This window comes from Pigmentiphaga litoralis (assembly GCF_013408655.1).
Classification (GTDB): domain Bacteria; phylum Pseudomonadota; class Gammaproteobacteria; order Burkholderiales; family Burkholderiaceae_B; genus Pigmentiphaga; species Pigmentiphaga litoralis_A.
Genome location: NZ_JACCBP010000001.1, coordinates 1,789,693 through 1,807,905, shown reverse-complemented (window position 1 = coordinate 1,807,905; position 18,213 = coordinate 1,789,693). Strand labels below are relative to the sequence as shown.

General features: G+C 65.1%; 17 protein-coding genes. 6 read left to right on the top strand and 11 right to left on the bottom strand.

Features of this window, described 5'->3' with window-relative positions; genetic code table 11:
- Positions 1 to 15 precede the first annotated feature (15 nt).
- Positions 16 to 384, bottom strand: a complete 369-nt coding sequence (locus HD883_RS08060) for a hypothetical protein (RefSeq protein ID WP_179586618.1) — start codon at positions 382 to 384, stop codon at positions 16 to 18.
- 153 nt (positions 385 to 537) lie between these two features.
- Between HD883_RS08060 and HD883_RS08055 the strand changes: the two genes are divergently transcribed.
- From HD883_RS08055 to HD883_RS08045, 3 genes are all read left to right on the top strand, one after another.
- Positions 538 to 2,337 (top strand): ABC transporter transmembrane domain-containing protein, encoded by a 1,800-nt coding sequence (locus HD883_RS08055; protein ID WP_179586620.1) that lies wholly within the window; start codon positions 538 to 540, stop codon positions 2,335 to 2,337.
- Positions 2,338 to 2,491: 154 nt separating this feature from the next.
- Positions 2,492 to 4,075 carry a glutamate--cysteine ligase gene (gshA, locus tag HD883_RS08050; RefSeq protein WP_179586622.1) on the top strand — a complete coding sequence of 528 codons (1,584 nt, stop codon included), beginning with the start codon at positions 2,492 to 2,494 and terminating at the stop codon, positions 4,073 to 4,075.
- A gap of 172 nt (positions 4,076 to 4,247) precedes the next feature.
- Positions 4,248 to 5,912, top strand: a complete 1,665-nt coding sequence (locus HD883_RS08045; protein WP_179588674.1) for a Na+/H+ antiporter — start codon at positions 4,248 to 4,250, stop codon at positions 5,910 to 5,912.
- A 57-nt stretch (positions 5,913 to 5,969) separates the two neighbouring features.
- On the opposite strand, the gene cls is transcribed toward HD883_RS08045, so the two are convergent.
- The 4 genes from cls to HD883_RS08025 form a co-directional block, all read right to left on the bottom strand.
- Complete coding sequence (cls, locus tag HD883_RS08040) at positions 5,970 to 7,448, bottom strand: cardiolipin synthase (RefSeq protein WP_218863201.1); 1,479 nt, start codon at positions 7,446 to 7,448, stop codon at positions 5,970 to 5,972.
- Positions 7,445 to 8,029 carry a GTP cyclohydrolase II gene (locus HD883_RS08035; protein WP_179586624.1) on the bottom strand — a complete coding sequence of 195 codons (585 nt, stop codon included), beginning with the start codon at positions 8,027 to 8,029 and terminating at the stop codon, positions 7,445 to 7,447. The genes cls and HD883_RS08035 overlap by 4 nt, the downstream gene beginning before the upstream one ends.
- 12 nt (positions 8,030 to 8,041) lie before the next feature.
- Positions 8,042 to 8,854: an undecaprenyl-diphosphate phosphatase gene (locus HD883_RS08030; protein WP_179586626.1), complete on the bottom strand. Its 813-nt coding sequence runs from the start codon at positions 8,852 to 8,854 to the stop codon at positions 8,042 to 8,044.
- Between the two features lie 667 nt (positions 8,855 to 9,521).
- Positions 9,522 to 10,331: an inositol monophosphatase family protein gene (locus tag HD883_RS08025; RefSeq protein ID WP_179586628.1), complete on the bottom strand. Its 810-nt coding sequence runs from the start codon at positions 10,329 to 10,331 to the stop codon at positions 9,522 to 9,524.
- 54 nt (positions 10,332 to 10,385) lie between these two features.
- On the opposite strand from HD883_RS08025, the gene HD883_RS08020 reads away from it, so the two are divergent.
- The 3 genes from HD883_RS08020 to gcvA are packed head-to-tail and all read left to right on the top strand — an operon-like array spanning position 10,386 to position 13,258.
- A complete protein-coding gene (locus tag HD883_RS08020; protein WP_179586630.1) occupies positions 10,386 to 11,165 on the top strand; it encodes an RNA methyltransferase in 780 nt (259 codons plus the stop codon).
- Complete coding sequence (locus HD883_RS08015) at positions 11,152 to 12,282, top strand: PrpF domain-containing protein (RefSeq protein ID WP_179586632.1); 1,131 nt, start codon at positions 11,152 to 11,154, stop codon at positions 12,280 to 12,282. The genes HD883_RS08020 and HD883_RS08015 overlap by 14 nt, the downstream gene beginning before the upstream one ends.
- A gap of 43 nt (positions 12,283 to 12,325) precedes the next feature.
- The gene (gene gcvA / locus HD883_RS08010; protein ID WP_179586634.1) at positions 12,326 to 13,258 is read left to right on the top strand and encodes a transcriptional regulator GcvA; all 933 of its coding nucleotides are present in this window, start codon (positions 12,326 to 12,328) and stop codon (positions 13,256 to 13,258) included.
- Here gcvA and HD883_RS08005 read toward each other — a convergent pair.
- From HD883_RS08005 to HD883_RS07980, 6 genes are all read right to left on the bottom strand, one after another.
- Positions 13,255 to 13,767 carry an aromatic-ring-hydroxylating dioxygenase subunit beta gene (locus tag HD883_RS08005; RefSeq protein ID WP_179586636.1) on the bottom strand — a complete coding sequence of 171 codons (513 nt, stop codon included), beginning with the start codon at positions 13,765 to 13,767 and terminating at the stop codon, positions 13,255 to 13,257. The genes gcvA and HD883_RS08005 overlap by 4 nt on opposite strands.
- Positions 13,764 to 15,035 (bottom strand): aromatic ring-hydroxylating oxygenase subunit alpha, encoded by a 1,272-nt coding sequence (locus tag HD883_RS08000; RefSeq protein ID WP_179586639.1) that lies wholly within the window; start codon positions 15,033 to 15,035, stop codon positions 13,764 to 13,766. Before HD883_RS08000 ends, HD883_RS08005 begins: the two co-directional genes overlap by 4 nt.
- Before the next feature lie 45 nt (positions 15,036 to 15,080).
- Positions 15,081 to 15,446 carry a hypothetical protein gene (locus HD883_RS07995; protein WP_179586641.1) on the bottom strand — a complete coding sequence of 122 codons (366 nt, stop codon included), beginning with the start codon at positions 15,444 to 15,446 and terminating at the stop codon, positions 15,081 to 15,083.
- Between the two features lie 82 nt (positions 15,447 to 15,528).
- Positions 15,529 to 16,371: an ABC transporter permease gene (locus HD883_RS07990; RefSeq protein ID WP_257022057.1), complete on the bottom strand. Its 843-nt coding sequence runs from the start codon at positions 16,369 to 16,371 to the stop codon at positions 15,529 to 15,531.
- Positions 16,368 to 17,177: an ABC transporter ATP-binding protein gene (locus HD883_RS07985; protein ID WP_373563325.1), complete on the bottom strand. Its 810-nt coding sequence runs from the start codon at positions 17,175 to 17,177 to the stop codon at positions 16,368 to 16,370. The genes HD883_RS07990 and HD883_RS07985 overlap by 4 nt, the downstream gene beginning before the upstream one ends.
- Entirely contained in the window at positions 17,177 to 18,181 is a 1,005-nt protein-coding gene (locus HD883_RS07980) for an ABC transporter substrate-binding protein (protein ID WP_179586643.1), read from the bottom strand. Before HD883_RS07980 ends, HD883_RS07985 begins: the two co-directional genes overlap by 1 nt.
- Between the last annotated feature and the right edge of the window lie 32 nt (positions 18,182 to 18,213).

The following is an 18,213-nucleotide window of genomic DNA, read 5'->3' as shown; positions in this document are numbered from 1 at the left end:
GCGCCTAGGGGGGGCTTAACTGCCCGAAGGAAGCCGGGCTTCCCAGCGGCCGCCTTGTTGCCAAAAGTGATAGGTATTGGTCTCTTCGGTCTTTGAGCCTTTCAACTCGGCCGTCGTCCTGACCTGGCACGCTACGCCTTGCCCCGCCGGCGGCGTGCGGCAATTGTCGATGGATTTCACTTCCAGGGTCTTGACCACGCCGGTCGCGGCGTTGGAATCGAAACCGGGACCCTGTTCGGCATTCATGGCCTGGATCTCGCGCTGCATGGCGTTCTGCAACGCCTGGGTCGCCTGATCGATCGTGGGCGCGGCCACAGGGGCGGGTTGGGCGAGGGCGGCGGTGCAGGCACCGGCCAGGCCAAGGGCCAGTAGGAATCGCTTCATGGCGGTTTGCTCCTGAAAAAAAGGGGTGCGGGGGCAAGGTAGGTGCAGGGTATCCCGCAGGCGGGCATGCCGCTGTAACGCTTTACATCGCTGCCATGCGCCAGTCAGCCTGCCAGTGGCACAATCGCAAGCTCAGCGTTCATTGGCAGGCCCATGCCCGACCCCGTCCGATCTTCATCCCTGCCGCCGCTCCCGCATGGCGCGTCGCCCCAGTCCCTGTTCGCCATGCTCCCGTTCCTGCGGCCCTACGCGGGGCGCTGGGCCATCGCTTTCCTGGCGCTGCTGGTCGCCGCCGGTGCGACCCTGGCCTTGCCGGTCGCCTTCCGTTACCTGATCGACCTGGGCTTTTCAGCGGGCAATCGCGCGCACATCGATCGTTACTTTGTCGCCCTGTTCGCCGTGTCGCTGGTGCTGGCCGGAGCCACCGCGCTGCGCTTCTACATGGTGTCGTGGCTGGGCGAACGGGTCACGGCCGACCTGCGCCGCGCCGTCTACGACCGCGTGCTGCGCATGAGTCCCCAGTTCTTCGAAACCACCCAGACCGGCGAAGTGCTGTCGCGCCTGACCACCGACACCACCCTGATCCAGACCGTGGTCGGCACCAGCCTGTCGCAGGGCCTGCGCAATCTGTTCCTGCTGGTGGGCGGCCTGGTCATGCTGGCCGTGACCAGCCCGACCCTGTCGGCCTACATCCTGGTGACCCTGGTCGTGGTGGTGGCCCCCATCATCTTTTTTGGCCGTCGTGTCCGCAAGCTGTCGGGCCTCACGCAAGACCGCGTCGCTGGCGCCAGTGCGTTGGCGGGCGAGGTGCTCAATGCCATGCCCACGGTGCAGTCCTACAACCAGCAGCCCTATGAATCGTCGCGCTTCGGCGCGGCGGTGGAACACGCGTTCGACGCGGCCCTGTCACGCATTCGCGCCCGCGCCGCGCTGACGGCCATGGTGATCGTGCTCATATTCGGCGCGATCGTGTTCGTGCTCTGGCTGGGCGCCCGCGCGGTGCTGGCCGGCGACATGACGGCGGGCCTGCTGTCCCAGTTCATTCTGTATGCCGTCGTGACGGCAGGGGCGGTCGGTGCCGTGTCCGAAGTGTGGGGGGACCTGCAGCGTGCCGCAGGCGCCACCGACCGCCTGCTGCAATTGCGTGGGGCGCAATCGCCCGTGGTCGAAGCGGCCACCACCGTGCCGCTGCCCGGCCACGGCGAAGGCTTGCGGTTCGACCACATTGCGTTCAACTACCCCTCGCGGCCGGGCGTCCCGGCACTTGATGACCTGACCCTGCATGTGCGCCCGGGCGAGCATGTCGCCCTGGTCGGCCCGTCGGGCGCTGGCAAGACCACGCTCTTCCAGGTGCTGCTGCGCTTTTACGATCCGCAGTCCGGCACGGTGTCGATCAATGGTGTCGATACCCGCCGCCTGGCGCTGGACGACCTGCGCGCGCACATCGGCGTCGTGCTGCAGGAAACCGTGATCTTTTCGGGCTCGGTGCTGGACAACATCCGGTACGGGCGGGCCAACGCCAGCATCGATGAGGTCAAGGCCGCCGCCCGCATGGCCGCGGCCGACGGCTTCATTGCGGCCTTGCCCGACGGATACGACACCTTTCTGGGCGAACGGGGCGTGCGCCTGTCGGGCGGTCAACGCCAGCGCATCGCGATTGCCCGCGCCATCCTGAAGAACCCGCCGGTGCTGCTGCTGGACGAAGCCACCAGCGCGCTGGACGCCGAAAGCGAGCGGCTGGTGCAGCAAGCCCTGGACAACGCCACCCAGTCGCGGACCACGCTGGTGATCGCTCACCGCCTGGCCACCGTCAAGCAGGCGGACCGGATCCTGGTGCTGGACGCCGGCCGCATTGTGGCCGAAGGCACCCACGCCGATCTGATGGCGACGTCGCCGCTGTACGCCCGCCTGGCCGCGCTGCAGTTCGGGGAAGCCTCGGGTACGATGCCGTAATTGTCTGCAACGGCCTAGGGCTTTGCCCCGGCCCGCCCAGGCGCGCACCTATAATGAGCCGCCACCGCGCACGGCCCCGCCCACGCCGCACGATTCCGTGCGTGCCGCCGTGGCCTTGCCCCGCCGCTGCGCCATTGCACCTTCAAGGATTTACGTGAGCGATCTGCTAGAAAGCCGCCTTGCTCTGCTCGACCAGCCCGCGCATCGCGCCCTGCTGGCGCAGAGCCTGCATGGCATCGAACGGGAGAGCCTGCGGGTCGATCCCCATGGCGACCTCGCCCTGACTCCCCACCCGCGTGCGCTGGGCGCCACCCTGACGCACCCGACGATCACCACGGATTATTCCGAGTCGCTGATCGAGCTCATTACCGGCACCCATACCGACCATGGCGCCTTGCTGGGCGAGCTGACCGACATCCACCGCTTCGTGTATTCCGAACTGGGTGACGAGATCCTGTGGAACCAGTCGATGCCGGCCCATCTGCCGGCCGAAGCCGACATTCCGATCGCCTGGTTCGGCTCGTCCAACACCGGCATGCTCAAGTACGTGTACCGCCGCGGCCTGGCCTATCGCTACGGCAAGGCCATGCAGTGCATTGCCGGGATCCACTACAACTTTTCGTTTTCGGAAGCGCTGTGGCCGGTGCTGGCCACGCCCGACGAAGCCGCGACGTTGTCGGCGCAAGACCTGCAGTCGGCCAAGTACGTTGCGCTGATCCGCAACTTCAACCGGGTCAGCTGGCTGCTGATGTACCTGTTCGGCGCATCGCCCGCGCTGTCGGCCAACTTTCTGCAGGGCAAGCCGCACCAGTTGCGGCAGCTGGACGATGACACCCTGTACCTGCCGTACGCCACCAGCCTGCGCATGAGCGACCTGGGCTACCAGAACAAGGCGCAAGCCGGCCTGAAGCCCTGCTACAACGACCTGGCCACCTATGTGGCCAAGCTGTACGACGCCGTCAGCCAGCCCTGGCCGGAGTATGAAAAGTACGGCACGATCCGCGACGGCGAGTGGATCCAGCTGAACACCAACATCCTGCAGATCGAAAACGAGTACTACTCGAGCATTCGCCCGAAGCGGGTCGCGCGGCGCGGCGAACGGCCCCTGCGCGCCCTGGCGACGCGGGGCGTGCAGTACATCGAAGTGCGCTGCATGGACATCGATCCGTTCTCGCCGGTGGGCGTGTCCGAATCGACCGCGCGTTTCCTTGACGCCTTCCTGCTCTTCTGCGCCCTGGAAGACAGCCCGCCGTTCGGCGAATCCGGCCACTGCCAGGCCAGCACCAACAACTTCCTGACCGTGGTCAAGGAAGGCCGCAAGCCGGGTCTGATGCTCAACCAGGAAGGCACGCCCATTCCGCTGGCGACCTGGGGGCGCGATCTGCTGGAGCGCATCGGCGCCTGTGCCGCGCTGCTCGACCGCGTGCATGGCGGCACGGCGCACCAGGACATCGTGGCCGCGCAGGCCATCAAGCTGGACGACCCCGCGCACACGCCGTCGGCCAAGGTGCTGGCCACCCTGCAAGACGAAGGCCTGTCCTTCCATGCCTTTACCCTGAAGATGAGCCAGCAGCACGCGCAGACCCTGCGCAACCAGCCGCCGTCGGCCGAGCAGGAAGCGCAGTTCCGCGAACAGGCCGCCCAGTCCCTGGCGGAACAGTACGCGCTGGAACAGAAGGAAATGGGCAACTTCGACGACTTCGTCGCAGCCTATCAGGCGGGTCTGCTGGGGAACTGATCGGGGCGCGTGGCGCCGGCCCGATGCGCCCGCACAGGCGCACAACTTGCTCCGCGCCTTCCCATTCCTTCCAGGTCACCGGGCAGCTGCCCCGGTGACCCAGCCCGGCGACGATGGCGCCGCCGGGCAACTCGATCCCGCCGCGGGGCGGGGTCAGCCCACACTGATCGCCATGCAAATCGTCTTTACCGTTCTTGTCCTGATTCTTGCCGTGGCGCTGTCCGGTGTGGTCACGCGCGTGTCCCCCGTCAAGCTGCCGTTGCCGATCTTCCAGATCGCGCTGGGCGCCGTCCTGGCCTTGCCCCTGTTCGGGCTGCACGTGCGCTTCGATCCCGATGTGTTCCTGCTGCTGTTCATCCCGCCGCTGCTGTTTGCCGATGGCTGGCGGATCCCCAAGCGTGAATTCTTCCGCCTGGGCCGGCCCATCCTGGCGCTGGCGCTCGGGCTCGTGCTGTTCACCGTGGTGGGGGTGGGCTATTTCATCCATTGGCTAATTCCCCCCATCTCGCTGCCGCTGGCCTTCGCACTGGGCGCCGTGCTGTCGCCGACCGATGCGCTGGCGGTGTCGGCGATTGCCGGCAAAGGCAAGCTGCCGCCCAAGCTGCAGCACTTGCTGGAGGGCGAAGCGCTGATGAATGACGCGTCTGGCCTGGTCGCCTTCAAGTTTGCGATCGCGGCGGCACTGACCGGAGTCTTCTCGATCTGGGACGCCAGCTTCAGCTTTTTCGTGATCGCCATTGGCGGGTTGATGGTCGGCGCGGCCACCGCCTGGGGGTTCAGCTATGCGCGCCGCCAGGTGTTGCGATGGAGCGGCGATGAACCTGCCATCCAGGTCGCCTTGCTGCTGCTGACCCCGTTCGCGGCCTACCTGTTTGCCGAGCATTTCGAGCTGTCGGGCATCCTGTCGGCGGTGGCGGCCGGCATCACCATGACCTATACGGATTCGGCAGACAACAGCAGTTCAGCCACGCGCCTGCAGACCAATAGCGTCTGGGCCATGCTGGAATTCATCTTCAACGGGATGACCTTCATCCTGTTGGGACTGCAACTGCCCAGTGTGATCGACCTGGCGCATGCGGATGCGGTCGCTGCGGGCAACGTCCCGGTCGGCTATCTGTTCGGCTACGTGGTCGCCATTACGCTCACGCTGATCGTGCTGCGCTTCTTCTGGGTATGGGTCACGCAGCATCTGCGATTTTTCCGCCGCATCGTGCTCGGCAGCGCGTATCGGCCAATCAACCTGTGGCTGGTGCTGGCCACCGCATTGGCAGGGGTGCGCGGGTCGATCACCATGGCCGGTGTCATGGCGGTGCCGCTGGTCATGAACGACGGCACGCCGTTCCCGGCCCGCGACCTCATGATCTTTCTGGCGACCGGGGTCATCCTGACGTCCCTGGTCATTGCCAGCATTTTCCTGCCCATGGTGCTGCCCAAGCTACCGCAACCGGCCGAAAACCTGCAGGAAAAGGAAGAACGCCGGGCCCGCCTGCTGCTGGCCAAGTCCGCCGTGGCGGCCGTGGAACAGGCGCACGACCAGATGCTGCACGGCCTGAGCGAGGCCGACGCCCAACTGCTGGAAGAGGTATCCGGCAGCCTGCTGTCGGTGTACCGGGCGCGGGTGGATGCCGAAAGCGAACTGGCCGACACCAACCTGCGCGCCAACCGCCACCGCCAGTTCGAACGCGAATTGCGGCTGGCCGCGGTCACCGCCGAACGCAACGAAATCTACCGGCTGCGCGAAACCTTCCAGATCAATGACGAGACCTTTCGCGCACTGCTGCGTGACCTGGACCTGGCGGAAAACTGGGTGATGAGCCCGCTGGTCAGCAAGCACTGAGGGGGAGGGTGGCGGCCGGCGCTTCGCCATGGGCCGTGGCTCGCCAGCCTGCCGCCCTTACAGCACGGGCGAAAACAACCGTGCCGTCGCATCCCCCAGGCGGCGCAGCGGCGACACCTTGCGGCGTGCCTGCACCCGCATCGACTTGCGCAGGTCGGCCTCGAACTGACGGTTTAGGTTCGACGCCATGACCGGCCCGTAGATCAACGCCGTCACCTCGAAATTCAGCACGAAGCTGCGCTGGTCGAAGTTGGCGGTGCCGATGAAGGAATACGTGTCGTCCACGACCAGCGTCTTGGAATGCAGCATGCGGTCCTGGTATTCCCAGACCTTCACGCCCGCATCGATCAGCTCGTCAAAGTAGGACCGGGCCGCCGCCGTCACCACGCGGGAATCGCTCACGCAGGGCACCAGCACCCGCACATCCACCCCGCGCAGCGCGGCCAGCGTCAGGCTCATCAACGCGGCGCCGGTGGGCACGAAGTAGGCCGTTGTCAGCCACACCCGTTCGGTCGCGGCGTTGATGGCCGCCACTTGCATGCGGTGGATCGATTCGCGTGGATCATCCGGGCCGGAACACAGGATCTGCAGGTAATGCTCGCCTGCCGGCGTGTCCGGCAGCAAAGAAGGGACGTCGGCCGGGTCCATCCGTTCACTGGTGGAATACGCCCAATCTTCCAGAAAGACCATCTGCAACCACCGCACCGCGCCGCCTTCGATCCGCAGGTGGATGTCGTGATAGGCGTCGTCCCGCACGCGTTCATCTTCCTCGTCGGTCACGTTGATGCCGCCCGTGAAGCCGATCACGCCGTCCACCACCAGGATCTTGCGGTGGTTGCGGAAGTTGGTGACCGGGCGCAGGCGGCGGCCGATCTTCACGTCATGGAAAAAGGCCACGTGGACGCCGGCGTCGCGCAGCGGACGCAGAAAACGCCGGCCCAGCGACGACGACCCCAGCGCATCGACCAGGAACCGCACCGTCACGCCTTCACGCGCCTTGGCGATCAGCCGGTCCCGGATCAAGGTGCCGATACGGTCCGGGTTGTAGATGTAGAACTCGATGTGGATGTGGTTCTTCGCGCCGTCGATCGCTTCAATAAAGGCGTCGTAGGTCTGCCCGCCGCCCACCAGCATGCGCATGTCGGTCGCGGTGGACACGGGCACATCGCTGGTGCTGGTGCCCAGCCGGATCATCTGTCCGACCGGCAGCGGCACGTCGTGGGGGGATTCCTTCAGCCGTGCGACTTCGGTCTGGCCCGCGATGGCAATGCGGCTGCGCAGCCGCTTGAGCCGGCGGCGCCGCAACCGCTGGGGGCCAAAGAAGTAATAGACGCCAAAGCCGGCGTAGGGCAGCAGGGCCAGCGTCAGGATCCACAGCAAGGTGGACACCGGCGAGCGCTTCTGCAGAATGATCCAGATGGCCACCGCGCCCAGATAAATGGCCCACAGCAGCGACAGCGTGGTCACCACCTGGTGCTGCGTGATCGTCACACCCCAGACGGTCACGTCGGGGAGGACGAGCGGCTCTGGGATCAAAATGGAATCGTGTGGTGTTTGTGGCGAACCTTGGCTTCGAGATAGCGGCGGTTGTTGGGGTTCAGATAGACCCCGGTGGGGATCGTGCTTTCGATCTCGATCCCGTGATCGCCCAGCTGCGACGCCTTGTCGGGATTATTGGTCAGGAGCCGGATGCGGCTGATGTCCATCGCCTTGAGCATCTGCGCCGCGGGCTCGAAGCTGCGCGCGTCTTCGGGCAGGTTCAGGTGGCGGTTGGCTTCGAACGTGTCCAGGCCTTCCTTTTGCAGCGCATACGCCGACAGCTTGGCGTACAGGCCGATGCCGCGGCCTTCCTGGCGCAGGTACAGCAGCACGCCGCCTTCCTGCGAAAACACGTCGATGGCTTCCTGCAGCTGCGGCCCGCAGTCGCACAGTTGCGAGCCGAACACATCGCCCGTCAGGCATTCGGAATGCACCCGGACCAGCGGCGTCACCCCGGGCGTGACGCTCGGGAACACGATGGCAATGTGCTCTTTGGTGAAACCGCTGAACGACAGGAATTCCGGCGCCGCCTGTGATCCCTCAAGAGGAATGACAACGCGGCTTTTGATCGTGACCATGTATTGCTCGAGTTAAACCAGCATCCACACCACGATGGCCAGTCCAAGCGCGATCCGGTACCAGGCAAACACCCGGTAGGTGTGGGTCGCGACGAACCGCATCAGCGCGCGGACCACCAGCAACGCGGCAAAGAAGGCAGCCATGAAGCCGACGGCAATCGCGGCCAGGTCGCTGTCAGTAAGCAACGCGTGGTTCTTGTATGCGTCGTAGACCGAAGCGCCCAGCATCGTGGGCATCGCAAGGAAAAAGGAAAATTCGGTGGCGGTGGTCCGTTTCAGGCCCACAGCCATACCACCAATAATCGTGGAACCGGAGCGCGAGGTTCCCGGAATCATCGCCAGACACTGCGCACATCCCACCAGCAACGCCTGTTTCCAGGTGATTTCGGAGATGTTTTGCGTCTTGATGGACGTCTGGGGCCGGCGCTCCACCCATAGGATGATAAACCCGCCGATGACCAACGCCACCGCAACCACCGCCGGCTGGAACAGCACCTGCTTGATCAGCTTCAGGAAAAGCACCCCGATGATGGCCGACGGCAGGAAGGCAATGATGATGTTCCGGGCAAATCTCAACGAAAATTTGTCACCCGTCACGATCCCTACCAGGATATGTGCGACCTTTTCCCGAAAAATCCAGATCACCGCAAGAATTGCGCCAAATTGGATGACCACTTCGAAGACTTTGCCTTCGCCCGAATTGAAATTGAGCCAGTTGCCGATCAGGATCAGGTGACCCGTGCTCGATACCGGCAAAAATTCCGTCAGGCCCTCGATACAGCCGAGAAAGAAGGCCTTTAGCATGTACAGCGTATTTTCAGTCATCTGTTCTGGCCCCCCCTAGGCGCTTTGCGCCTCCCCCAGGGGCGGCACTGGCGGACTGGCAAAGCCAGATCCGCGGTGCCCTGGAGCGAGGCGGCTCGGCGCTGCGCGCTTTGCCTCTTGGTGGGACATGTTCCTTTGTCGGTGGTTGGTGGTATATGACCCCTTAGGCGCTTCGCGCCACCCCCAGGGGCGGCACTGGCAGACTGGCAAAGCCAGATCCGCCGTGCCCTGGAGCGAGACGGTTCGGCGCTGCGCGCCTTGCCTCTTGGTGGGACATGTTCCTTTGTCGGTGGTTGGCGCGAGGGTTTACGCGCGGCGTCATCATAAGGCGATTGATGCACTGCGCAAAACCATACAAATGGACCGAGCTATATGGCCCCCCCAGGCGCTTCGCGCCTCCCCCAGGGGCAGCACTGGCGGACCGGCAAAGCCGGATCCGCTGTGCTCTGGAGGTCCGGCTTGGCGCTTTGCGCCTTGCCGGATCCTGGGCGACACCGTCGCCCAGGAGGTCGCTTGGGCACGCGCATGATAACGGAACTGCCTGTCATCCTGCTGAGCGAAACTCAAGCGAGTCACGGTGCCCCATCAGGGGCACGGCGGATCTGGCTTTGCCAGTCCGCTCGTGCCGCCCCCTGGGGGGAGGCGCGCAGCGCCTAGGGGGGGGCTTTTACTCTTGTTTTAGCGGGTCGAGCAAAGTCAGCAGCTGGGGGAAGATCTTTGGCGTGGCGGCGACGACATTGCCGGTCGTCATCCAGTTCTGCTCGCCTTCAAAATCGCTGACCAGGCCACCGGCTTCCAGCACCAGCAGGCTGGCGGCGGCCAGGTCCCACTGTTTCAGGCCGATGCCGTAGTAGGCATCCAGCCGGCCGGCGGCGACGTTGGCCAGGTCCAGCACCGACGAACCCAGACGGCGAACGCCCGACGTGCTGGCAGACACCAGACCAAAGGTCTTGATGGCCTGGGCCAGCTGCTTGCCGCTGGACGACGGCGCGAAGCTCGTGCCCATCAGGGCTTCGTGCATGCGCAGGCGGCGCGAGACCCGCAGGCGGCGGTCGTTCAGGAACGCGCCGGCGCCGCGCGTGGCGGTAAAGAGTTCATTGCGCGACGGATCGAACACCACGGCCTGGGTGACCTGGCCGCGCTGCATCAGCGCGATCGACACGGCGTAGATGGGCAGGCCGTGGATGAAATTCGTGGTGCCGTCGATGGGATCGATGATCCACAGGTTTTCCTGCTGGCCTTTCGCATCCGTCGGGCCAAGGGATTCGCCGGACTCTTCGGCTAGAATTCCGTGGTCAGGATATGCCGTCTTCAGAATATCGACGATGGCAGCTTCCGCGGCCTTGTCGACTTCGGTGACGAAATCGCCGGGTCCCTTCTGGGACACCTTGACCAGATCGATGTCGAGGCTGGCGCGGTTGATGATGGCGCCTGCGCGGCGAGCCGCCTTGACGGCGGTGTTGAGCATGGGGTGCATAAGAGGCCGATTGGCTAGAAACGCGAAATAAAACCCCTCTAGTGTAAAGGACGCATGCTTTCCCGAGTCATTTTCATCATGGTCGAGCCCAGTCACCCCGGAAATGTGGGCTCTGCGGCACGCGCCCTGAAAACCATGGGGTTCGCCGAACTGGTCCTGGTCAACCCCAAGATCCCCGACGTGATCACCCATCCCGACGCCGTCTCGCTTGCCAGCGGCGCCGGCGACGTGCTGGCGTCGGCCCGCATCTGCGACACGCTCCAGGACGCCCTGGCGCCCGTCACGCTGGCGTTCGCCCTGACGGCGCGGCATCGCGACCTGGGGCCGCCCGTGTGCGACATGCGCCAGGCCGCCGAGCAGACGCAGGCCCACGTGGGCGCTTTTGCGGGTGACCCCGCCGCGGCCGACGGTCCGCGCGTCGCCATCGTGGTCGGCACCGAACGCTCGGGCCTGACCAACGAACACGTCGCGCTGTGCCATCGCATCTGCCACATTCCCGCCAATCCGGAATACACGTCGCTGAACGTCTCGCAGGCCATGCAGCTAGCCGCGTACGAACTGCGTTACGCGCTGCTGGGCCCGGAAAAGCTGGCCGGCCCAGTCGAAAAGGCCGAAAAGGCCTCGGGCGAAGCCGTGGCGGCGCTGCTCACGCACTGGGAAGAGGCGCTGATCGCGGTTCGCTACCTGGATCCCAAGCATCCCAAGAAACTGATGCCCCGCATGCGCCACCTGTTCGCGCGTGCCGGTTTGAGCAAAGAAGAAACCGACCTGTTCCGTGGCGTGTGCACCGCCATGATCGCGCAGTCCAAAAAAATTCCTGATGGCCAGCGTTAAGATTCCCGCCGTCGTCATGCGCGGCGGCACGAACAACGGGGTGTTCTTCAATCAGCGCGATCTGCCTGCGGATCCCGCCGCACGCGACCGCCTGCTGGTGCGCCTGGCGGGGCACCCCGACGCCTGTCCCATGATGGGCGCCGGCACCGACGGAGCCGAACCGCTCAAGGTCGTGGTCGTAGGCAAATCGATGCGGCTCGATGCCGATGTCGACGTCCTGTTCGGCGACATCGACGCCACGGCCGAACGCATCGTGTGGTCCTCGCGCTGCGGCACCCTGGCCGGCGGTGTCGGCCCGTTTGCCGTCCAGCAAGGCCTGGTGCCGGTCCACGAGGGCAGCAATGTCATCCAGGTCTGGCAACAGGACCCCGGCCGCCACCTGCGGTCGCACGTGGTCGTGCGGGATGGCGACGTGATCGAAGAAGGCATGTTCCTGGAAGACGGGTCGACCTTCCCGGCCGCGGACGTGCGCCTGGACTACCTGGACGAAGGCCTGGGCGGCATCCTGCCGACCGGCCAGCCGCAAGACACGCTGGACGTGCCCGACCTCGGTTGCGTCCCGGCCACTTTGCTCAATGCCGGGGTGCCCACCGCCTTCGTGCGCGCCACCGACCTGGGCCTGACCGGCCGCGAACTGCCCGACAGCCTGCGCCGCCAGGCCAAGGCGCTGGCCGTGCTCGACGCCGTCCGCATCGAAGCGGCCGCGCGCATGGGCGCTTCGGCCGGTGTCCGCGCCGCCGCGCGCCTGCTGGCCGACCTGCGCATCGTCTGGATCGCCGCCCCGTCCGCCTACCGCACCGGACAGGGCCTGGAAGTGCCCCGCGCCAACGTGGACGTCCTGGCCCGGGTCTTTGCGGGCGGCCAGGCGCAGCGTTCGCTGGATGGCCCCGCTGCCATCGCCACCGCCGCCGCCGCGGCCTTGCCTGGCTCGCTGGTGTCGCAAGTGGCGCGCACGCTACCAGGCGTGGCCACCCGCATCGGCCATGCGTCGGGCGTGCTCACGGTGGACGCCAGCGTCGTCCGGCGCTCGTCGGGCTGGATCATGGAACGCGCGTCCATGTCCCGCAGCGCGCGGTGCCTGATGAGCGGCTGGCTGCACGTGCCCATGTCCGTCTGAACGGATTGTGCGGGCCGGCGCGGCAAAATACACTAGGCAGATGGTGAACGCGCTCCCCCCACTGACGGCATTGAAAGTATTCGAGGCGGCGGCTCGCCATCTCAGCCTCAAGAAAGCGGCGGAAGAACTCAACGTCACGCCCGCTGCCGTCAGTCATCAGATCCAGCAGCTGGAAGATTATCTGGGCATACGGCTCTTCCATCGCGGCCACCGCAGCATTGCCCTGACCGCCAGCGCCCACCTGTGCCTGCCCAAATTGCAGGAAGGGTTCGACTGTCTGCGTCAGGCCATGGACAAGGTGACGAGCCGCCCGGGCTCGGGCGCGCTTGCCGTCGGCGTCTCGTCGGCGTTCATGTCGAAGTGGCTGATGCCTCGCCTGCACCGCTTCGTGGCGGCGCATCCCGACATCGACCTGCATATTCCCGGCTCGATGCGGCAATCGTCGGCGTTTTCCCCTCGCTGCACCGACGACTGCGTGGCGCAGTGGGCTGACGAAGTCGATGTGGTCATTGCCTTCGGCTACGGCGACTATCCCGGCCTGCGGACCCGGCAGCTCCTGCCGGCCTCGGTCACGGTCCTGTGCAGTCCGGCGCTGCTAGCTGGCAAGGCGCCGCTCGCCGCGCCGACCGATGTGCTGCGCCACACCCTGATCCACGATCACAGCGATGGCCCGCCGGGGCAGGGCGCGTTCTGGGACCTGTGGTGCACCGCGATGGGCCTGTCCTGCCCGGACCCGCAAAGCGGTCCACGATTTACCGACTCCGCGCTCGCGCTGGAGGCTGCCGTGGCCGGCGTTGGAATCGTTGCGGGCCTGTCGCCCCTGGCGGCGGGCGACATCGCTGCCGGCCGGCTGATTGCGCCCTTTGACCGCTCAGTTCCGCTGGCCGCCGGGTATCACGTCGTGAGCAACGCGCTGGCCTCCAAACGGGACGCGGTCGACACCTTCCAGCAGTGGCTGATGCAAGAGGCCTGCTAGACCGGATAGACCACGCAGTTCGGGACCATCAGCGTGTCGTAGATGCAGTCGCGCGCCTGGAGCAGCAGGGCGCCATCCCGGATCACCAGCCGGTCGCGATACTTCCCTATCTGCAGCAATCGGGTTGCCTCGTCGATCAGCGTTTCGAACACCACATAGTTGCCTTCCGCAACGATATGGTCATCGGTCACGCCGACCACCCGGATATTGTTGACCTGGTGCTGCACGTAGCGGGGGGCGTACATCTCGGTGTGGGCGATGGCGAATGCGCGGTCCTTCAGCATGCCCATGCCCTCGCACAGCATCAGGCACAGCGGCAGGCCCGACTCGGCGTTGTCGCGGGCAATCACCCGGTACACAGCGTCCTCGGTAAAGAACGCAGGCCACGCTTCCACGTCGCCGCGATCCAGCACGTCGCAGTACGCGTAATGGAACTCTTCAACGGCAAAGCGCAAGTCCCGCAGGCGGCGCAGGTCGGACGACATCAGCGCCTGGACGTCGACGGTCATAGGCCCATGACCTCGCGGTAGTGGCGGTACATCAGACGGATCGCACGATCGGTGATCACGGTGTCCGGCGTATCGTCGTCGCCGCCCAGGGCCGCGATCCCCGAACGCGGCACCGATCGGCTCAGGCCGTCCTGCACAAACTTCAGGGCTTCGTGATCGTCGATGCCCAGAAAGCCGCCCGGCCCGAAAATATTGTTCTGACGGAGCCGATGGCGCGTCATGTCCTCTGAATCGTCTTCGTAGCCAAAAGCCGTCCAGATCAGCATGAAGGCATCGGGCCCGGTCGGAACAATCTGCCGCGCACTCAGGATGTTCATCTGGCGCAGCAGGATCAGGTTCGGCCAGATCGTAATGGCGCTGCTCGACCATTCCGACTCGAACTCCTGAAAGAACTCCAGCACGCGCGGATCGGCCAGCGTCATCCCGGCCCGGAATGATTTGATCTCGGCCTTGTGCGCGTCCAGGGTGTTCGTGACCTTGGGCCGCGCATTGAGCAGGGCGGAATGCCGGCCGCTCGGGTCCACGGCAATGTTCGTGCGGTTGCCGGCAACAAACAGCCCAAACGTCGTCAGGTAGGTGTGGAGCAGGGTCGCATGATAGGGATCCTTCAGGTTTTCCTGATACAGCTTCCAGTTGCCCGTAATGACGTTCCGATGGGTTCCAAGATGCTTGAGCTTGCGGCCATTGAAGATCGTGTCGAACTCCGTCAGCAGGTCGGCGCCCAGGTAGTCCGCCAGCGGCGGCGTGTCGTCCTTGAAGGAACCGAAGATGACGCCATTGCGGCACGTGACGTTCACGCGCCGCAGGTTGTGCTGGTCCTGCTCGAAGCTGGCAGGCATGCCGCCTTTGCCGTCAACGCCCCGCTTGAAGGGGACGCCGGCCAGCGCGCCGCTCAGGTCGTAGCTCCACTGGTGATACGGACAGACAAAACGGCGGGTGTTGCCGCGGTGCGTCTTGCAGAACTCGGCGCCGCGATGCGCGCAGCGATTCTCGAATACGTTGACCTGTCCGTCATCGTCGCGCGCGACCACCACCGGAATGGATCCCAGGTAAGAGCGGATATAGTCGCCCGGCTTGGGCAGTTCCGCGTCCAGCCCCAGGTAATTCCAGGTCTGGCCGCCAAAAATGCGTTCCTGTTCCCGGTCATAGACCCGGCGGTCCGTGTAGATCCAGTCCGGTATCTCGGCCGCGTCGTCCGGCCAGTGCAGGTCGCCAAGGTCCGGCGCATGCGTGGCGGCAGGGGTGTCGAACATCAGGTCATTGGGCATGAAGCTTCCGGCAACAAGGAGGGCAGAGGACGGCGCGGCATGGACTCAGGACGCCTTGTCCAGAATGTCCTGCGGCGTGCTCGACACCACCTCGGCATAGATCGGCATGAAGCGGCCGCCTTCCACCAGACGCAGGAATTCGGGTTTCATGTCCATGGCAATCTGCTTGCCGATCGCCGCATGCACCACGATGTCGTTCCATTCGCCGATCAGGTAGAAATGGTCGGGATCATTGGTGTCCCGGCACAGGACCCCGTCCTTGATCTGCGCCGATGACTTGTGCATCGGGTTGTCATCGGAATAATCGAACGCTTCGAACAAGGTGATGAATGCGTCCCCCTCGCCGGGCAATACCCGGAAGTCGAACACGTGCATGAAGTGGCCTTTGCTGGCCAATGGGACAAGTGCCATGCGGAAAGCTCCAGTAGCAACGCAAATCCATACCGCCCTCGGACAAGGACCGGGCGGCAACGCCCTCGATGCAGCGGCCGCTTCAGCGCCTGCCGCGCTTGCCGCGATTCGAGACATGCCACGGCAAGGCCAGATGCTCTGCCGCATCGATCAGGTTGAACAACACCACCCCAAGAATCGACAGCACCGCGATGGCGGCAAACACAAGCGGCGTCTGGTAGGTGCCCTGGGCCTGAAGGATCACGAAGCCGAGTCCCTGGTTGGCGCCGACAAATTCGCCAACGATCGCGCCGATCAGCGCCAGCGTGACGCTGACCTTCATGCCCGCAAAAATGCTGGGCAGGGCATTGGGAAAGCGGATCTTCCAGAAGATCTGCAGGCGCGATGACCGGTAGATGCTGATCAGGTCGAGTTGGGCCGGGTCGACCGACCGCAGCCCGGCAACGGTGTCCACGATGATCGGAAAGATGGCGATCAGGAAGGCCATCAGCACCTTCGATTCGATGCCGGTGCCGATCCACAAGATGAATAGCGGGGCGATGGCGACCTTGGGGATCGCGTTGAACGCAACCAGCGACGTGAACAGGGTTTTTTCCAGGAAGGGCGAATAGACGATGACGACGGCCAGCACGACGCCGGCCACGACCGCCAGCGCAAATCCCGCGACCGTGGCCCAGGCCGTGGCGGCCGTATGCCGCAGCAGGAACACCGGATCGTCCGCCATCTGCGCCAGCACGTCGCTGGGCTTGGGCAGCAGATAGGCGCCAATGCCAAACACATGGCATGCGGCTTCCCATACCAGCAGGAACACGGCCAGCGTGCCCAGCGTATACGCCATGCGCAAGGACGATGTGCGCACCCAGCCCAGGGGCGTGTGCGGACGGTGGGGCGTCAGACCCATTGCGGCAGGGGGCTTGGTCGTCATCGGGCACCTGTGCCAAGGCGCTCGAACACCGACCGGATGTGCGCGCTGTAGGACGCAAATTCGGGGGTGTCCCGCATGGCCAGCGTGCGTGGGCGGGGCAGGTCGATCTCGACAATTTCGGCGATCCGGCCCGGGTTGGGCGCCATCACGGCCACGCGCGTCGACAGCAGAATGGCCTCGGCAATGCTGTGGGTGATGAACAGCACCGTCTTCCGGGTTTCCGCCCAGATGCGCAGCAGGTCAAGATTGAGCTGGTCGCGCGTGAATTCGTCCAGTGCTCCGAACGGCTCGTCCATCAGCAGCAGCTGCGGGTCGGTCAGCAAGGCGCGGCAGATCGAGGCACGTTGCCGCATCCCGCCGGACAGCTCCCACGGATAGCGGTCGCAATAGGCGCCCAGGCCCACCATCTGCAGCAGGTAGAGCGCCTTGGATCGCAATGCCACCTGGCGTTCGGCAGGCTCGAACTCGGCCGGGAGCATGACGTTCTGCAAGACGGTGCGCCAATCGAGCAGCACGTCGCGCTGGAAGACCACGCCCAGCCCCGACGGCGGGCCATCGACCGGCTGGCCGCCCACACTGACGTCGCCCGTCGTCGTGGATTCCAGACCGGCCACACAGCGCAGCACCGTGCTTTTCCCGCAGCCGCTGGGGCCCAGCAGGCTCAGGAACTCGCCGTCTTGCACATCCAGCTGGATATTGGTCAGTGCAACCAGATCGGTGGTGCCGGTCTGGTAGACCTTTCCCACCCCACGCATGCGAACGTGCGGCAGGCCGGCGGACGCCGGGGCAGCTTGAACCGCGTGCATCACTTTGCCGCAATGAATTGATTGGTATAGATGGCCTCGGGTTTGGTACCCGCTTTGATGAGCTTGGCCGATTCCATGACCTTGACCGTGGCGGCCCAGTCCGACGGCGCCATCCACAGCATGGGTTTGTCGGCAGTCGCCGCCGTCTTCAGGAACGGGTAGACCGCTTCGATCTGCGCCTTCATCACGGCCGGGTCCAGCTTGGCCTGCGGCCGGTTCTTGATCAGTGCGGCCACCCCTTCGTCGATTGCGCCGCCTTCCTTGATGGCGACCCAGGCGCGCTGGAATACGCCCACGAAGCTTCCCAACACCTTGGGCCGCTTGGCAATCGTGGACTCGTTGGCCACCAGCCCGAAGCTGGGGACCTCGATGCCGTACTCCGTGAACAGCATGCCCCGCGACGCACGCGGCGTCACCCCGCGGATGGTGTAGAGCGACACCGGGGCGAACATGGCGTCGCCCTGGCCCGACATGTAGCCGGAAATCTTCGCGCCGATGTCGATGTTGACGAGGTTCACCTTGCTCTTGTCGACACCCGCGCGCTGCAGGTAGGTGTCGATGAACGGTGTCTCGACCGACCCGGCCGAGTAGTACACCGTCTTGCCTTCCAGGTCCTTGGGCGATTTGATATTGGCCGACTCGGCAACGACCGCGCCAAAATCCCCCTTGCCGAGCACGGCAGCGATCGCCTTGACCGGCATGCCCTTGTCACGGGCAATCGGAAGCGCACCCAGGCTGATCTGGGCAATGTCGTAGTTTCCGCCAGCCACCAGCGCCAGCGCCGGACCTGTGCCGTTGCCGTCTTCGATCGTGACGTCAAGGCCCTGCTCGGTAAACCAGCCGCGCTCTTTGGCCAGGTAGAAGGGGGCGTGCAAGCCGTAGGGCAGGAAGTCCAGGCGGACTTTGACGGGCTCCGCGGCGTACGCGCCGTTGACCGCGGCGATCGTACAGACAGACGACACGGTCAGAACAGCAGCGCGGTGCAGGAAAGACGAGAAGGGCATGGGTCGACATCCGAAAGGCACAGCTTTGGTAT

What these genes read in the sequence shown, in the direction of transcription:
- HD883_RS08005 (WP_179586636.1), bottom strand. Translation starts at nt 13,767, where the DNA reads ATGACCGTCGACGTCCAGGCGCTGATGTCGTCCGACCTGCGCCGCCTG.
- HD883_RS07980 (WP_179586643.1), bottom strand. Translation starts at nt 18,181, where the DNA reads ATGCCCTTCTCGTCTTTCCTGCACCGCGCTGCTGTTCTGACCGTGTCG.
- HD883_RS08035 (WP_179586624.1), bottom strand. Translation starts at nt 8,029, where the DNA reads ATGGTCACGATCAAAAGCCGCGTTGTCATTCCTCTTGAGGGATCACAG.
- HD883_RS07985 (WP_373563325.1), bottom strand. Translation starts at nt 17,177, where the DNA reads ATGCACGCGGTTCAAGCTGCCCCGGCGTCCGCCGGCCTGCCGCACGTT.
- HD883_RS07990 (WP_257022057.1), bottom strand. Translation starts at nt 16,371, where the DNA reads ATGACGACCAAGCCCCCTGCCGCAATGGGTCTGACGCCCCACCGTCCG.
- HD883_RS08055 (WP_179586620.1), top strand. Translation starts at nt 538, where the DNA reads ATGCCCGACCCCGTCCGATCTTCATCCCTGCCGCCGCTCCCGCATGGC.
- HD883_RS08045 (WP_179588674.1), top strand. Translation starts at nt 4,248, where the DNA reads ATGCAAATCGTCTTTACCGTTCTTGTCCTGATTCTTGCCGTGGCGCTG.
- HD883_RS08000 (WP_179586639.1), bottom strand. Translation starts at nt 15,035, where the DNA reads ATGCCCAATGACCTGATGTTCGACACCCCTGCCGCCACGCATGCGCCG.
- HD883_RS08060 (WP_179586618.1), bottom strand. Translation starts at nt 384, where the DNA reads ATGAAGCGATTCCTACTGGCCCTTGGCCTGGCCGGTGCCTGCACCGCC.
- HD883_RS08015 (WP_179586632.1), top strand. Translation starts at nt 11,152, where the DNA reads ATGGCCAGCGTTAAGATTCCCGCCGTCGTCATGCGCGGCGGCACGAAC.
- HD883_RS08030 (WP_179586626.1), bottom strand. Translation starts at nt 8,854, where the DNA reads ATGACTGAAAATACGCTGTACATGCTAAAGGCCTTCTTTCTCGGCTGT.
- HD883_RS08025 (WP_179586628.1), bottom strand. Translation starts at nt 10,331, where the DNA reads ATGCACCCCATGCTCAACACCGCCGTCAAGGCGGCTCGCCGCGCAGGC.
- HD883_RS08020 (WP_179586630.1), top strand. Translation starts at nt 10,386, where the DNA reads ATGCTTTCCCGAGTCATTTTCATCATGGTCGAGCCCAGTCACCCCGGA.
- HD883_RS07995 (WP_179586641.1), bottom strand. Translation starts at nt 15,446, where the DNA reads ATGGCACTTGTCCCATTGGCCAGCAAAGGCCACTTCATGCACGTGTTC.